Genomic DNA, 14,844 nt, shown 5'->3' on the forward strand with positions numbered 1-14,844 from the left:
GGTTCGTGGTGGCGCGGCTCCTGGTTTTCCGTAGTTTCTGTTCTTCTGCCGCGGGTGGCTTGCAGTTGGTGCTGGTTCCGCGGTGCGAGGTCTTCTGTGTGAGGCAGGGCTTCCTCGAAAGCTTGCCTTCGAGGGGCTGACCTGTGTTGGGTGGCGGGCCATGCAGGGCCAGGAGCCACCTGGGGGCGTGGCCTCTGGAAGGTTGCTGGCCTTGGAAGGGGCAGCAGGGTATCGGGCACGTGGTTCCAGTGGTGCTTGACCTTTTGCGGGCCAGGCGCCCGCAGGGCTGGCCGGGCTGTGAAGGTGCCCACATTTCTGGGGCCCGTGAGGCTCAGGGGCTGTCGAACTGCCCGGCATCAAGAACGTGCCATGGGCTTGGGAACCGTGGATCCCTGGCTTGGGGCACAGGGGCCTGCGCGGTTGGTTGCTTGGTTGGTGGTCATGGCGGACCAAGGCGTGGTGGTCGGGGGCCCTTGAGGCTCAGGTGCCTGTGGGGGCAGGTACTGGGCGTCGGTGGGTTGGCGGGTGAGATCGGGAAGCTGTGGCGTGATTCGGGTTACGGTTTCAGCTTTGAGGTGTGGCTGCGGTTTCCGGTGAGGGCTCAGGAGGGGTCGTGCGGGTGGCTTTTGTGATGGGGACCACGTCGGGTGGGACCGGGCGGCATGTACGGATGCTCGTCGAAGGGCTGGTGCAGCGCGGCCACCAGGCGGCGGTGGTGGGGCCGGGGAGTGTCGAGGAGGCGTTCTCCTTCCGGGCGGCGGGAGCCGCGTTCGCCGAGGTGCCCGTGTCGGACCGGCCGCATCCGCTGAACGACCTGCGCGCGGTGCTCGCGATCCGGCGGCTGACGCGCGACGCCGACGTCGTGCACGCCCATGGCCTGCGAGCGGGGGCGTTGGCGAGCCTGGCACTGAGGGCGTTCAGAGGTCAGGGGAAGCGAAGGGGCGATGGCCGGGAGGGGCCGGGGGTGGTGGTCACCCTGCACAATGCGCTTACCGCCGGCGGTTTCGTGGGGTTCGTCTACGGGGTGCTGGAGCGGATCGTGGCGCGGCGGGCCGACCGGGTGCTGGTGGTCTCGCCGGATCTGGCGGAGCGGATGAGCGTCCTGGGCGCTCGGGAGGTGGCGGAGGCGGTGGTGCCCGCGCCGCCGCTCCGGGCCGCCCGGCGCAGGCCCGAGGAGGTGCGGGCGGAACTGGGGGCGGGTGATCGTCCCCTGGTGCTGACGATCGCCCGGCTCGCCCAGCAGAAGGGGCTCGACACCCTGCTGGACGTGGCGGCCGGGCCGTGGGAGTCGCCGGCGCCCCTGTTCGCCGTCGCGGGTGAGGGGCCGTTGCGGGCGGAACTGGAGGACCGGATCCGGTCCCGGAACCTTCCCGTCCTGCTTCTCGGAGACCGGGACGACGTCCCCGACCTGCTGGCGGCCGCGTCCGTCGTGGTCAACTGCAGCCGCTGGGAAGGGCTGCCGCTCAGCCTCAGCGAGGCACTGATGGCGGGCACGCCGGTGGTGGCCTCGGACGTCGGCGGAATTCCGTGGCTGGTCGGTGACGCGGGGATGCTGGTGCCGTACGGGGACGCCGAAGGGCTGCGCAGCGCGTTGCGCAAGGTCCTGGGCGAGCCGGAGGTCGCGCGGACGCTGGCCGAGGCGGCCGCCCGGCGCGGACGGGAGTTGCCGGACGGTGACGATGCCGTGGAGAGCGTCCTCGGGGTGTACGAGGGGGCAAGATCGAATGGATGATGAGATCAGAGTGTCGGCGTATACTGCGTGGGTTAGGGAGGGGAGTATCCCTTCGCGACAGCCTCGTCATCACGGTGCAGCCCCGCTCCACGGGGCCCCCGGGGCTGCCGGTCCGCGTTGTTCGCGGGCGGGAGAGACCTCCGGCAATGAGTCATGCATGCCGGAGGGTTTGAATCGTGACCGTACCCGTGTGGGCCTGGATCGCCGTCATCGGCGGTCTGCTGGTCGTCCTCGCCTTTGACCTTTGGATCGTCGACCGCGGTGAAGCCCGTGAGTTCTCCATGCGGCAGGCCGGATATTGGGTCACCTTCTATGTCGCCCTGGCCGCGTTGTTCGGTGTGGGGTTGTGGGCCACCTTCGGGGCCGACAAGGCGGGGGAGTTCTTCGCCGGGTACATCACTGAATACAGCTTGAGCGTCGACAACCTGTTCATCTTCTTCATCATCATGAGCAGGTTCGCGGTGCCGCGGCCCTACCAGCACAAGGTGCTGCTCGTCGGCATCGTGCTCGCGCTGGTCATGCGCGGCATCTTCATCGCGCTCGGCGCCGCCGCGCTTGAGCGGTTCAGCTGGCTCTTCTACGTCTTCGGCGCCTTCCTCGTCTACACCGCCGTCAACCTGATCCGGCAGCACCTCAAGGGCGAGGAAGACGAGTTCAACGAGAACATCCTGCTCAGGTGGGTGCGCCGGGCCTTCCCGACCACCGAGGGGTACGTCGGCTCGAAGGTCAGTGTCAAGATCGACGGCCGCCGCATGGTGACCCCCATGCTCATCGTGATGGTCGCCATCGGCACCACCGACCTGCTGTTCGCCCTCGACTCGATTCCGGCCATCTTCGGGCTCACCAAGGACCCCTACGTCGTCTTCACGGCCAACGCGTTTGCCCTGATGGGGCTGCGTCAGCTTTACTTCCTGCTGGGCGGGTTGCTGCAGCGACTCGTCTACATCAGCTATGGTTTGGCGTTCATCCTCGGGTTCATCGGGGTTAAGCTGATAATGGAGGCGTTGCATGCCAGCGGCGTCTCCTGGGCACCCGAAATTCCCATCTGGGTGTCGCTCACGGTCATCGGCTCCACCATGGCGATCACCACGGTTGCGAGCCTGATCAAAGCCCGCATGACGAGCGGCGAAGGCGAGCACACGCACCCGGAGCAGGTCTAGCGGAACGGCTATCGAGGCGCTTTGCTTGTGAAGTTGCGCCGTGTAATAGTTGCGAGTTCCGTAACAGCATGGCAAAGCGCCTAGTCCAGTCACCACCAAAGGTTGTACGTGTCAGACGATTCTGCTAAGTCGAGCCGCGTCCGGCTCGCGCGCGGGGTCTCCCCGTGGCTCCTCCCGACGGCGGCCGCGGCGGCCGCCACCGCGCTGCTGACGCGCCGAGACCGGCGCTGGGCCCTGGCTGCGGCCCCGCTGGGTGCGCTCACGGGCGGCATGCTCTGGTTCTTCCGCGACCCCGAGCGCACTCCTGGCGAGGGGCGCATCCTGTCGCCCGCCGACGGCGTGGTGCAGAGCATCGACCCCTGGCCGGACGGCCGCACCCGCGTCGCGATCTTCATGAGCCCCCTGAACGTGCACGTCAATCGTGCCCCTCTTGCGGGAAATGTCACGTCCGTGCAGCATGTCGCAGGTGGGTTCCTGCCGGCGTTCAACAAGGACAGTGACCAGAACGAGCGCGTGGTGTGGCATTTCGAGACCGCGCTGGGCGACATCGAGATGGTGCAGATCGCAGGCGCCGTGGCGCGCCGGATCGTGCCGTACCTGAGCGCCGGGGCGAAGGTGGCGCAGACCGAGCGCATCGGGCTCATCCGGTTCGGCTCGCGGGTCGACATCTACCTTCCCGAAGGCATCTCGCCCGCGGTCACCGTGGGGGAGAAGACGGTTGCGGGGGTGACCAGAATTGACCACGGCTGACGCCGGCAGCTGGCAGGCGGGCGAGGAAGAGCCCCGCGGTCCCGTGGGCAAGGCGTTCCGCCTGTCCGCCGCGGACTCGCTCTCGCTGGGCAACGCGGTCTGCGGGTTCCTCGCCGTCTGCGTCCTGGCCTACTCGGCGATTCAGCAGCTCACGGTCGCCGACGGCAAGTTCACGCCCACGCCGAGCTACTTCGCCACCGCCATCGTCCTGCTGCTCATCGGCGCGACCTGCGACCTGTTCGACGGGCTCGTCGCGCGGCGCTTCCGCGCCTCGGCGATGGGCGCCGAGCTGGACAACCTGGCCGACGTGATCAGCTTCGGGTTCGCGCCCGCGTTCATGGTCGTGATCTGGGGTGTCGGCGCGCCGCCTTCGGTGCCGTTCATCGCGGTGGTCACCGCCGCGGCGGCCGTGCTGGTCGCCGGTGTCGTACGCCTGGCGCGCTTCGCGTGCGTCAAGACCAAGAGCGGCGACTTCATGGGCCTGCCCATCCCCATGGGCGCCATGACCGTGATCTCCATCGTGCTGCTGTTCCAGCCCAGCATCTGGGCGCTGTTCGCGGTGCTCGGCGTGGCCTGGCTGATGGTCAGCCGGATCGAGTACCCCAAGCCGAAGGGGCAGCTCGCCGCGGTCGTCCTCGGGTGGATCATGGTGAACGTGGCCTTCCTCACGTTCTGGGTGGCCTGGCCGGAAGGCGGCGACCTGCCGATCAAGATCGGCGCGACCATGCAGATCGCGCTCGTCGCGGCCATCCCGCTGCGCATGTTGTTCTACAAGCGGGAGCTGCGCAAGGAAGCCGAGCGAATCGGCAACTAGGGGATTTTTCATCCATCTTCGGCTTTGATGGATTCATGTCGGCCATGCCGCGCGAGCACACGCGTACGTACTACCTCGGCAAGCTGGCCACCGAGCTGGAGCAGCGCGGGCTGACCGCCACCCTGCGGGCCAACCCGCCCGCGCTGCGGATCAGCGATCCCGACACCGCGCTGCTGGCCGAGACGATCGACTGCGTGCCGCTGCCCGAAGGGTGGTTCTACCGCTGGTCGTGGGGCGAGCTCGTGGGCCTGGCCGACGATCCCGCCCTGGCGGCCGGGCGCATTGTGCGCGTGCTGGCCGCGGGCAGGTGAGCTACCAGCCTCTGGCCTTCCACTCGGGCAGCGAGGGACGTTCGGCGCCGAGCGTCGTGTCCTTGCCGTGGCCGGGATAGACCCAGGTGTCGTCGGGCAGGCGGTCGAAGATGCGCTCGGTCACGTCGGTGTAGAGGCGCTCGAAACGCTCCGGGTCCCTGCCGGTGTTGCCCACCCCGCCGGGGAACAAGGAGTCGCCGGTGAACAGGTGACGGCCGTCGGCGCCGCCGTCGTACAGCAGCGCGATCGAGCCCGGGGTGTGGCCGCGCAGGTGGATGACCTCCAGGGTGACCGGGCCGAGGGCGATCGTGTCGCCGTGGTCGACCGTGCGGCCGACCGGGACGGGTAGGGCGGGCGCGTCGAGCGGATGGGCGATCACCTCGGCGCCGGTCACCCTGGCCACCTGTTCGAGGGCCTGCCAGTGGTCGCCGTGCTGGTGGGTGGTGACGATCGCGCCGAGCGGCTGGTCGCCGACGAGCGCCAGCAGCCGGTCGGCGTCGGCCGCGGCGTCGATCAGCAGCTCGTCGCCGGTCTCGGTGGAACGCAGCAGGTAGGCGTTGTTGTCGTGGGGGCCGACCGCCAGCTTGGAGATGGTCAGGGCGGGCAGCTCGCGCACGTCGGCGGGGCCGCCGACCCGGACGTCGCCGGTGTAGGTCATGGGTAGTCCTTCGGGGGCGTCGCGGGCAGATCAGCGGGAGCCGGCATCGTCAGCCACGGCGGCGGCTCGGGAAGGAGCGCGCCACCGTCACCAGGCGGCGACGGCTGTCCCGCGGGCACCAGGGTAACGCCCTCGCCCTCCGACCTTCCCGTCAACCAGGCCAGCATGTCGCCCGGCCGGCCCTGGACCGCCGGGCCGTGGCCGAGGTTCTGCCACCTTTGCCCCGGCTCGCCGGTCAGGACGACCTCGCTCACCGTGCTGCGGCCGTACGGCCAGGACCGGCGGAGGTCGTGCAGTTCGCGGCGGACGAACGTCTCCGGCCAGTCGCGGTGACCGTACCCGGCGCCGAGGTCCACGTGGTGCATGCCCACCTCGCGCAATCGGCGTACCAGGATGTACCAGGCGGGATGCGACGGCGGCCGCATGCCTCGTACGGACACCGGCCACGCCTCGGCGGGCAGATCGCGGATCGCGGCGGCCAGGCGCGCGGCGCTGCCGGCCAGGTCGGCCAGGTGGCGCGCGGCCGGACGGGCGGCGGCGGCCTCGATCTCGGCGGTCCTGGCCTCCAGGGAGGGGTACTGCGGGGTCTCGACGCCCGTCCTCGCCCAGGTGAGCAGGCGAAGATGGGAGCGGGCGTTGCCGGCCAGGTGGGCGAGCACGTGCCCTCTGGTCCAGCCGGGCAGCAGGGACGGGGCCGCGACGTCGGCGTCGGAGAGGGACGCGGCCGTGGCCAGCAGCCGGTCGGTCGCGGAGGCGAGTTCGGCCTGTACCGCGGGTAGAACAGTCATATCCGGATATTTCATCACTTAGGTGTCCAAGGTCGGGTGCGGGCATAAAGCGGCAGGTCAAGTGGTTGACTCTCAAAGGGCTCCTGCCGACGCGGGAGATGGCCGTAACCTGTGAAGGACGGATTTTCGGGGGCCGGGGATCGGCTCGCCGAAAATGTCGGTGCCCCCGTCTACCATCCCCCGTGGACCTATCCGCCTTTCGACCTCCGGGATCGCCGTGGCAGACCGCCTGATCGTGCGTGGTGCACGAGAACACAACCTCAAGGACGTCTCGCTTGACCTGCCGCGAGACTCGCTGATCGTCTTCACCGGCCTCTCCGGCTCCGGCAAGTCGAGCCTGGCCTTCGACACGATCTTCGCTGAGGGCCAGCGGCGCTACGTCGAGTCCTTGTCGGCCTACGCCCGCCAGTTCCTCGGCCAGATGGACAAGCCCGACGTCGACTTCATCGAGGGCCTGTCGCCCGCGGTGTCCATCGACCAGAAGGCCACCAGCAAGAACCCCCGCTCCACCGTCGGCACCATCACCGAGGTCTACGACTACCTGCGCCTGCTGTGGGCGCGCATCGGCAAGCCCCACTGCCCGGCCTGCGGCCGTCCGATCGCCCGGCAGATGCCGCAGCAGATCGTCGACCGCGTGATGGACCTGGAGGAGGGCACCCGTTTCCAGGTGCTCGCCCCCGTCATCCGCGGCCGCAAGGGCGAATACGCCGAGCTGTTCCGCGAGCTGCAGACCAAGGGCTTCGCGCGGGCCAGGGTCGACGGCACGGTCGTGCGGCTGGAGGAGCCGCCGACGCTGAAGAAGTACGAGAAGCACGACATCGAGGTCATCGTCGACCGCCTGTCGGTCAAGGAGTCCTCGCGCCGCCGGCTCACCGACTCCGTCGAGACCGCGCTGCAGCTGTCCGGCGGCACGATCACGCTGGAGTTCGTCGACCTGCCGGAAGACGACCCGGGCCGTGAGCGCTTCTACTCCGAGCACCTCTACTGCCCCTACGACGACCTGTCGTTCGAGGAGCTGGAGCCGCGCTCGTTCTCCTTCAACTCGCCCTTCGGCGCCTGCCCCGAGTGCACCGGCCTCGGCACCAAGATGGAGGTCGACCCCGACCTGGTGGTGCCCGATCCCGAGCGCACGCTCGGCGACGGCGCGCTGCACCCGTGGTCGGGCGGCCACACCAGCGAATACTTCGTCCGGCTGATCGAGGCGCTCGGCCACACGGTCGGGTTCACCCTCGACACGCCGTGGGAGCGGCTGCCCAAGAAGGCCCAGAAGTCGCTGCTGTACGGCCACGACGAGCAGGTGCACGTCCGCTACAGCAACCGCTACGGTCGCCAGCGCTCCTACTACACCACTTTCGACGGCGTCATCCCCTGGGTGCAGCGCCGGCACGCCGAGGCCGAGAGCGACGCCACGCGCGAGCGCTTCGAGGGCTACATGCGCGAGATCCCGTGCCCGGCCTGCAAGGGCGCCCGGCTCAAGCCGGTCACCCTCGCCGTCACCGTCGACGACCGGTCGATCGCCGAGGTCGCGGCCATGTCGATCGGCGAGTGCGCCAAGTTCCTGGCCGAGCTCAAGCTGTCCGACCGTGACATGCACATCGCCGAGCGGGTGGTCAAGGAGATCAACGCCCGCATGGGCTTCCTGCTCGACGTCGGCCTCGACTACCTGACCATGGACCGCGCCGCCGCCACCCTCGCCGGTGGCGAGGCCCAGCGCATCCGGCTGGCCACGCAGATCGGCTCCGGGCTGGTCGGCGTCCTCTACGTGCTGGACGAGCCGTCCATCGGCCTGCACCAGCGTGACAACATGCGCCTGCTCGACACGCTGATCAGGCTGCGCGACATGGGCAACACGCTGATCGTCGTCGAGCACGACGAGGACACCATCGCCGCCGCCGACTGGGTGGTCGACATCGGTCCCGGCGCCGGCGAGCACGGCGGCCAGGTCGTGGTGTCCGGCACCGTCCAGGAACTCCTCGCCAGCGAGGAGTCCATGACCGGCCAGTACCTGTCGGGGCGCCGGAGCATCCCGATCCCGGCCAAGCGCCGCAAGCGTGACAAGAAGCGGCAGATCACGGTCAAGGGCGCGCGCGAGCACAACCTCAAGGGCGTGGACATCGAGTTCCCGCTGGGCGTGTTCACGGCGGTGACCGGCGTGTCCGGGTCGGGCAAGTCGACGCTGGTCAACGACATCCTCTACAACGCGCTGGCCAAGGAGCTCAACGGTGCCCGCACGGTGCCGGGGCGGCACTCCCGCATCAACGGCATGGACCAGGTGGACAAGGTCGTGCACGTCGACCAGTCGCCGATCGGCCGTACGCCGCGCTCCAACCCGGCCACGTACACCGGGGTCTTCGACCACGTGCGCAAGCTGTTCGCCCAGACGGCCGAGGCCAAGGTGCGCGGCTACCAGCCCGGGCGGTTCAGCTTCAACGTCAAGGGCGGGCGCTGCGAGGCGTGCGCGGGCGACGGCACGATCAAGATCGAGATGAACTTCCTGCCGGACGTCTACGTCCCCTGTGAGGTCTGCCACGGCGCCCGGTACAACCGGGAGACGCTGGAGGTCCACTACAAGGGCAAGACGATCGCCGAGGTGCTCGACATGCCGATCGAGGAGGCGCTGGCCTTCTTCGACGCGATCCCGGCGATCAAGCGGCACCTGCAGACGCTCAACGACGTCGGCCTGGGCTACGTGCGGCTCGGGCAGCCGGCGACCACGTTGTCCGGCGGCGAGGCGCAGCGCGTCAAGCTCGCCTCCGAGCTGCAGCGGCGCCAGACCGGCCGGACGATCTACGTGCTCGACGAGCCCACCACCGGCCTGCACTTCGAGGACATCCGCCGGCTGCTCGGCGTGCTCGGGCGGCTGGTCGACGGCGGGAACACGGTGATCGTCATCGAGCACAACCTCGACGTCATCAAGACCGCCGACTGGATCATCGACATGGGCCCCGAAGGCGGGTCCCGCGGCGGCACGCTCGTGGCCGCGGGCACGCCCGAAGAGGTGGCGCTGGTCAACGAGAGCCACACCGGGCGCTTCCTGCGGAAGATCCTGTCGCTCTGAGGCAGTGACCGGCTCGGGTGCGGCTGGGCCTCACCTGGGTCAGGTGGTGGCTTGGGTTTCTGCGGGAGTCAGGGCGGTGGCTCGGACGCGGCGGCGGCGCTTGGCGGCGTCGCCGCGCTCCAGCCACCACTCGGCGAACAGCAGCGGCAGCACCCAGCCCAGCCAGGCGCTCAGCGCGCCGACCGTGGCGGCCAGCAGCGCCTGGTCGCCGTGGAAGGTGGTGTCGAGCTGCGGTGACAGCGTGATGACGAACACCGCGCCCCACAGGCGGTTGGTGATGATCGACATCGTCAGGGCGAAGCTGCGGATCATCCACCTGCGGTGATCGACGAACCTGCGCTGCCTGGCCATCCGCCAGCCGGCCAGGGTGCAGCCCAGCCAGAGCAGCGCCAGCACCACTCCGCTGGCCCTGGTCACCGGGCCGAAGGGCGTGGCCAGGCTGACCACCAGTCCCAGCAGGCCGCCGGGCAGGCAGCCGCCGAAGACGTACACCCGGCCGATCACGCGGTGGGCCCGCGGATGGCGGGCGCGGAACCACGGCCAGACCTGCAGGCAGCACGAGATCATCGCGATCGAGCCGAAGATCACGTGCAGGGAGAGCACCGCGAAGTGCGGTGGGAAGAAGTCGGGCGCCGGCACCCGCGACCGGCTCGGGTCCAGCGACAGGTAGGGCGGCAGGGAGAAAGCGACGAACGCGATCGCCACCACCACGAGCGGAGCCACCCACGGACGCCGCCACCAGCGCGGCCCGGACGTCGTGGGATTGGGAGTCTCGGTGAGTGTCATGAGCGACACGCTCGCGCGCGGCGCTGACCGCGCGCGTACCGTCCGCTGACCGTGTGCCGACCGCTCGTTGCCGCGACGGTGACCGTATCGGTCACCCGATGGGCGGACCGAGGGGTGGGGCCAATAAAGTGGAAGCACGGGTAACGGCTTGACCTGCTGGGGGTCGGCGGAGACGCGAAGGGTCGGCTAATTCATGACGGTGACCAATCAGGGCGAAGCCATGCCCGAAAACGGTGGCATCGGGCGGCGCGAGATGCTCGGCGTGGCGGGGGTGGCCGCGTGCGGGCTGGCGCTGGCCGGGTGCGGGGCGGGGGACGCCAAGGCGCAACCCGCGTCGGGGATCAAGGGCAAGGTGCTCGCCAAGACGGCGGACGTGCCCGTCGGCGGCGGCACGATCGTGCAGGAGTGGCGGATCGTGATCACGCAGCCCACGAAGGGCGTCTACAAGGCGTTCAGCGCGGTCTGCACGCACAAGGGATGCACGGTGGGCACGCCGAAGGACAACGTCATCACGTGCGCGTGCCACGGCAGCGAGTTCGCCGCCGACAGCGGCCAGGCCACCAAGGGGCCCGCGACCGCGCCGCTGACGGTCTACCAGGTCAAGGTGGAGGGCGACGGCATCGTCGTGGTCTGAGGACACGGTCTGAGGACGGGTCTCAGGGTGGGCTGAGGGTGTGGGCCGAGGCCGGCGCTCGGGGGTGGGCCGGGGAAGGCTTGTTCTGGGTAATTGTGCGTGGTTTCCGGGATTGGGGGCGTGCAGGCTGAACCGGTGCGGGGGCGCCGGCCGTACCTGCATGTGAGACCGAGACCTGGGAGGACGCACCATGACAGAAACGACGCGCCGGACGGTCATGCTCGGCGCCGGAGGCGCCGGGCTCGCGGCGGTTCTGACGGCGTGCGCGAGCTACGGTTCGCCGACGACGGCGGCGAACGAGGCGCCGGCCACCGAGGAAACGGCCGCCGGGGGGCCGTCGTCGGAGCCCGGGAAGAAGGCGAAGAAGAAGGCCAAGGCGCTGGCCGGCACCGGCGACATCCAGGTCGGCGGCGGCGCGGTCTTCAAGGACCAGAAGGTCGTGGTGACGCAGCCGACCGAGGGGGAGTTCAAGGCGTTCACGGCGATCTGCACCCACGCGGGATGCACGGTCGCCAGCGTCTCGAACGGCACCATCAACTGCCCCTGCCACGGCAGCAAGTTCAAGATCGAGGACGGCTCGGTGGCCGACGGCCCCGCCGACGCGCCGCTCGCCGAGAAGAAGATCACTGTGGACGGCGACAAGATCAGACTCGCCTAATCCCCGTCTCATGAATTTCTCACCTGCCTCCGGTTGGGTGGAACGCATGGGAGATGACCTTCGAAGCCGTCGGGCAGTGATAGCGGGTGTGGGCGCGGGCGGGCTGGCCCTGGCGATCAGCGCCTGCGGCGGAAGCACCGAGACCCCGGCGGCCACCGCCCCCGACGCGGGCGGCCAGTCGAGCGCGGCGCAGCCGGGCGCGTCGCAGTCCAGTGCCCCGCAGGCCGGCGGCGCGCTGGCCAAGACCGCCGACATCCCCGTCGGCGGCGGGACGATCTTCAAGGACCAGAAGATCGTGGTGACGCAGCCGACGGCGGGCGAGTTCAAGGCCTTCAGCGCGATCTGCACGCACAAGGGCTGCCCGGTGGGCAGCGTCGCGGACGGCGCGATCGTGTGCCCGTGCCACGGCAGCAAGTTCAACATCGCCGACGGCTCGGTCACCAACGGCCCGGCCGACAAGCCGCTGGCCGCGCAGCAGATCAAGGTGGAGGGCGACCAGATCACCCTGGCCTGACCCGTGACCTGACCCCTGGCGTGATCCATGGCTTGGGCCCATGGCCTGAACCATGGCTCGGCCCCGAACGCGGTGAGCCCCGTCGTGCCGTCCGAAGGCTCGGCGGGTCACCTTGTCGGTGGCGCCTACTAGGCTTTGACCGTGGCGAGAGCAGCGGGCAGCCCCTTGAGTTTCCGGCCCAGACCAGGTTCGATCCCCGAGTCGCCGGGGGTCTACCGGTTCAGGGACGCGCACGGCCGGGTGATCTACGTCGGCAAGGCCAAGAGCCTGCGGCAGCGGCTCAACTCCTACTTCGCCGACTTCTCCGCGCTGCATCCGCGCACCCAGTCGATGCTCACCACGGCCGCCGACGTCGACTGGACCGTCGTCGGCACCGAGGTCGAGGCGCTGCAGCTCGAATACTCCTGGATCAAGGAGTTCGACCCGCGCTTCAACGTCAAGTACCGCGACGACAAGTCCTACCCCTACCTCGCGGTGACGATGGGGGAGGACTTCCCGCGCGTCCAGGTCCTGCGGGGCGCCAAGCGCAAGGGCACCCGCTACTTCGGCCCCTACTCGCACGCCTGGGCCATCCGCGAGACCGTCGACCTGCTGCTGCGCGTCTTCCCGGTGCGCACGTGCAGCGCCGGGGTGTTCAAGCGGGCCGGGCAGATCGGCCGTCCGTGCCTGCTGGGCTACATCGACAAGTGCTCGGCGCCGTGCGTGGGCCGGGTGACCCCGCAGGAGCACCGCGAGCTGGCCGAAGACTTCTGCGACTTCATGGCGGGCAACACCACCCGCTTCATCAAGCGCCTCGAGAAGGACATGCGCGAGGCCGCCGCCGAGCAGGAGTACGAGCGGGCGGCCCGGCTGCGCGACGACATCCAGGCGCTGCAGCGCGCGCTGGAGAAGCAGGCCGTGGTGCTCGGCGAGGCCACCGACGCCGACGTGATCGCGCTGGCCGAGGATCCGCTGGAGGCCGCCGTCCAGGTGTTCTACGTGCGCGGGGGCCGCATCCGCGGTCAGCGGGGCTGGGTGGTCGACAAGGTCGAGGAGACCTCGCCCGGCGAGCTGGTCGAGCAGTTCCTGCTGCAGATGTACGGCGAGGCCGGCCCCGAGTCGATGCCGCGCGAGGTGCTCGTGCCCGCGCTGCCGCCCGACGCCGAGGCGGTCGCCGAGCTGCTGACCGAGCAGCGCAGGGCCCGGGTCGAGGTGCGCGTCCCGCAGCGCGGCGACAAGAAGGCGCTGATGGAGACCGTCGAGCGCAACGCCAAGGAGTCCCTGGCCCAGCACAAGATCCGCCGCGCCGGCGACCTGACCACCCGCAGCAAGGCGTTGCAGGAGATCGCCGACGCGCTCGACCTCGACCAGGCGCCGCTGCGCGTCGAGTGCTACGACGTCTCCCATCTGCAGGGCGAGAACGTCGTGGCGTCCATGGTGGTCTTCGAGGACGGTCTGGCGCGCAAGAGCGAGTACCGGCGCTTCGCGATCAAGACCAAGGAGGGCGACGTCGCCTCGATCCACGAGGTGATCATGCGGCGGTTCCGGCGTTACCTGGAGGAACGTTCGGCCACCGGCGAGCTGGCCGCCGAGGACGACGACGGCCACGGGCCCATCGACCCCGAGACCGGCAGACCGCGCAAGTTCGCCTACCCGCCCAACCTGGTCGTCGTCGACGGCGCGGGCCCCCAGGCGGCCGCCGCGCAGCGGGCGCTCGACGAGCTCGGCATCGACGACGTCGCGGTGTGCGGCCTGGCCAAGCGGCTGGAGGAGGTGTGGTTGCCCGGCGACGACCAGCCAGTGATCATGCCTCGTTCAAGTGAGGGTCTCTACCTGCTGCAACGCGTCCGCGACGAAGCACACAGGTTCGCCATCACCTACCATCGTTCCAAGAGGTCCAAGTCAGTGAAGGAGAGCGCGCTCGACGGCGTGCCCGGCCTCGGGCCGGCGCGCAGGCAGGCGTTGCTCAAGCACTTCGGCTCCGTCAAGAAGCTACGCGAGGCCAGCGCGACCGAGATCTGCGAGGTTCCCGGCATCGGGCCGGCCCTCGCCGAGGTCATCGTGTCGACGCTGAAGGGAGATACATCGTGAACACCCGCGAGGGAGCGCAGGGTGTCGGCGAACGGAGTGAGGCCATGAGCACCGAGCCGGCGTTCGTCATCGTCACCGGCATGTCCGGGGCGGGGCGCAGCACGGCCGCCAAGGCGCTGGAAGACCTGGGCTGGTTCGTCATCGACAACCTGCCGCCGGGGCTGCTGTTCGCGATGGCGGAGGAGGCGGGCAAGGTCAAGCTGGCCGCCGACAAGGTGGCCGCGGTCGTCGACGTGCGCAGCCTGGCCTTCACCACCGACCTCAACGCGGCCATCGAGGAGCTGGAGGGCCGCGGCGTGCGCGTGCGGGTCGTCTTCCTCGAGGCCAGCGACGAGGAGCTGGTGCGCAGGTTCGAGAACGTCCGCCGGCCCCACCCGCTGCAGGGCGAGGGCCGGCTGGTCGACGGCATCACCCGCGAGCGCGGCATCCTGCGCGAGGTGCGGGCCAACGCCGACCTGGTGATCGACACCTCGTCCCACAACGTGCACGACTTGCGCAACAAGATCGTCGCCTACTTCGGCGGCGAGGACCGTCCGGGGCTGCGGCTCAACGTCGTCTCGTTCGGGTTCAAGTACGGCCTGCCGGTCGACGCCGACCTCGTCGTCGACTGCCGTTTCCTGCCCAACCCCCACTGGGTGCCCGAGCTGCGGCCGATGAACGGCCTCGACGCGCCGGTCAGCGACTACGTGCTCGGCCAGCCGGGCGCCAAGGAGTTCCTCGACGCCTACGAGGAGGTCCTGCAGGTCGTCGCCACCGGCTACGCCCGCGAGGGCAAGAGCTACGCGACCCTGGCCGTGGGCTGCACGGGCGGCAAGCACCGCAGCGTGGCCATGGCCGAGCAGGTCGCCGCCCGCCTGCGTGACCGCGGCATGGAGGTCCAGGTCAGTCACCGGGATGTGGGGCGGGAGTGA

14 protein-coding genes are annotated in these 14,844 nt (G+C 69.7%); 11 read left to right on the top strand and 3 right to left on the bottom strand.

Going from position 1 to position 14,844, the window contains the following annotated elements:
• The first annotated feature begins 631 nt into the window (after positions 1–631).
• The 5 genes from AB0J46_RS40310 (at position 632) to AB0J46_RS40330 (ending at position 4,767) form a co-directional block, all read left to right on the top strand.
• On the top strand, positions 632–1,732 hold the full coding sequence (locus AB0J46_RS40310) for a glycosyltransferase (RefSeq protein ID WP_364340231.1): 1,101 nt from the start codon (positions 632–634) through the stop codon (positions 1,730–1,732).
• A 176-nt stretch (positions 1,733–1,908) separates the two neighbouring features.
• Entirely contained in the window at positions 1,909–2,892 is a 984-nt protein-coding gene (locus tag AB0J46_RS40315) for a TerC family protein (RefSeq protein WP_352364449.1), read from the top strand.
• A 108-nt stretch (positions 2,893–3,000) separates the two neighbouring features.
• Positions 3,001–3,642 carry a phosphatidylserine decarboxylase gene (locus tag AB0J46_RS40320; protein WP_352329585.1) on the top strand — a complete coding sequence of 214 codons (642 nt, stop codon included), beginning with the start codon at positions 3,001–3,003 and terminating at the stop codon, positions 3,640–3,642.
• The gene (pssA, locus tag AB0J46_RS40325; RefSeq protein WP_357983442.1) at positions 3,629–4,456 is read left to right on the top strand and encodes a CDP-diacylglycerol--serine O-phosphatidyltransferase; all 828 of its coding nucleotides are present in this window, start codon (positions 3,629–3,631) and stop codon (positions 4,454–4,456) included. The genes AB0J46_RS40320 and pssA overlap by 14 nt, the downstream gene beginning before the upstream one ends.
• A 35-nt stretch (positions 4,457–4,491) precedes the next feature.
• The gene (locus tag AB0J46_RS40330) at positions 4,492–4,767 is read left to right on the top strand and encodes a hypothetical protein (protein WP_364340010.1); all 276 of its coding nucleotides are present in this window, start codon (positions 4,492–4,494) and stop codon (positions 4,765–4,767) included.
• 1 nt (position 4,768) lies between these two features.
• Here AB0J46_RS40330 and AB0J46_RS40335 read toward each other — a convergent pair whose 3' ends face one another.
• Complete coding sequence (locus AB0J46_RS40335; RefSeq protein ID WP_364340012.1) at positions 4,769–5,425, bottom strand: MBL fold metallo-hydrolase; 657 nt, start codon at positions 5,423–5,425, stop codon at positions 4,769–4,771.
• On the bottom strand, positions 5,422–6,213 hold the full coding sequence (locus tag AB0J46_RS40340) for a maleylpyruvate isomerase family mycothiol-dependent enzyme (RefSeq protein ID WP_364340015.1): 792 nt from the start codon (positions 6,211–6,213) through the stop codon (positions 5,422–5,424). The genes AB0J46_RS40335 and AB0J46_RS40340 overlap by 4 nt, the downstream gene beginning before the upstream one ends.
• Before the next feature lie 217 nt (positions 6,214–6,430).
• Here AB0J46_RS40340 and uvrA point away from each other — a divergent pair, with 217 nt between their 5' ends.
• Complete coding sequence (gene uvrA, locus AB0J46_RS40345) at positions 6,431–9,271, top strand: excinuclease ABC subunit UvrA (protein ID WP_352323036.1); 2,841 nt, start codon at positions 6,431–6,433, stop codon at positions 9,269–9,271.
• A gap of 39 nt (positions 9,272–9,310) precedes the next feature.
• On the opposite strand, the gene AB0J46_RS40350 is transcribed toward uvrA, so the two are convergent.
• On the bottom strand, positions 9,311–10,057 hold the full coding sequence (locus tag AB0J46_RS40350; RefSeq protein WP_364340017.1) for a DUF2306 domain-containing protein: 747 nt from the start codon (positions 10,055–10,057) through the stop codon (positions 9,311–9,313).
• Positions 10,058–10,277: 220 nt separating this feature from the next.
• On the opposite strand from AB0J46_RS40350, the gene AB0J46_RS40355 reads away from it, so the two are divergent.
• The 5 genes from AB0J46_RS40355 (at position 10,278) to rapZ (ending at position 14,844) form a co-directional block, all read left to right on the top strand.
• A complete protein-coding gene (locus AB0J46_RS40355) occupies positions 10,278–10,691 on the top strand; it encodes a Rieske (2Fe-2S) protein (protein WP_364340019.1) in 414 nt (137 codons plus the stop codon).
• A gap of 190 nt (positions 10,692–10,881) precedes the next feature.
• Positions 10,882–11,349, top strand: a complete 468-nt coding sequence (locus AB0J46_RS40360; protein ID WP_364340021.1) for a Rieske (2Fe-2S) protein — start codon at positions 10,882–10,884, stop codon at positions 11,347–11,349.
• Between the two features lie 76 nt (positions 11,350–11,425).
• Positions 11,426–11,863, top strand: coding sequence for a Rieske (2Fe-2S) protein (locus AB0J46_RS40365; RefSeq protein ID WP_364340023.1), 438 nt, complete (start codon positions 11,426–11,428; stop codon positions 11,861–11,863).
• Between the two features lie 165 nt (positions 11,864–12,028).
• Positions 12,029–13,933 carry an excinuclease ABC subunit UvrC gene (gene uvrC / locus AB0J46_RS40370; RefSeq protein ID WP_364340234.1) on the top strand — a complete coding sequence of 635 codons (1,905 nt, stop codon included), beginning with the start codon at positions 12,029–12,031 and terminating at the stop codon, positions 13,931–13,933.
• Between the two features lie 44 nt (positions 13,934–13,977).
• Positions 13,978–14,844, top strand: a complete 867-nt coding sequence (rapZ, locus tag AB0J46_RS40375) for an RNase adapter RapZ (RefSeq protein WP_357705735.1) — start codon at positions 13,978–13,980, stop codon at positions 14,842–14,844.

The organism is Nonomuraea sp. NPDC049758 (assembly GCF_040674635.1).
In the GTDB taxonomy this organism is placed as follows: domain Bacteria; phylum Actinomycetota; class Actinomycetes; order Streptosporangiales; family Streptosporangiaceae; genus Nonomuraea.

Bases quoted from the DNA above. Each gene is read 5' to 3' on its own strand.
- AB0J46_RS40360 (WP_364340021.1), top strand. From the start codon at position 10,882: ATGACAGAAACGACGCGCCGGACGGTCATGCTCGGCGCCGGAGGCGCC.
- rapZ (WP_357705735.1), top strand. From the start codon at position 13,978: ATGAGCACCGAGCCGGCGTTCGTCATCGTCACCGGCATGTCCGGGGCG.
- AB0J46_RS40340 (WP_364340015.1), bottom strand. From the start codon at position 6,213: ATGACTGTTCTACCCGCGGTACAGGCCGAACTCGCCTCCGCGACCGAC.
- AB0J46_RS40355 (WP_364340019.1), top strand. From the start codon at position 10,278: ATGCCCGAAAACGGTGGCATCGGGCGGCGCGAGATGCTCGGCGTGGCG.
- AB0J46_RS40335 (WP_364340012.1), bottom strand. From the start codon at position 5,425: ATGACCTACACCGGCGACGTCCGGGTCGGCGGCCCCGCCGACGTGCGC.
- AB0J46_RS40350 (WP_364340017.1), bottom strand. From the start codon at position 10,057: ATGACACTCACCGAGACTCCCAATCCCACGACGTCCGGGCCGCGCTGG.
- AB0J46_RS40310 (WP_364340231.1), top strand. From the start codon at position 632: ATGGGGACCACGTCGGGTGGGACCGGGCGGCATGTACGGATGCTCGTC.
- AB0J46_RS40330 (WP_364340010.1), top strand. From the start codon at position 4,492: ATGTCGGCCATGCCGCGCGAGCACACGCGTACGTACTACCTCGGCAAG.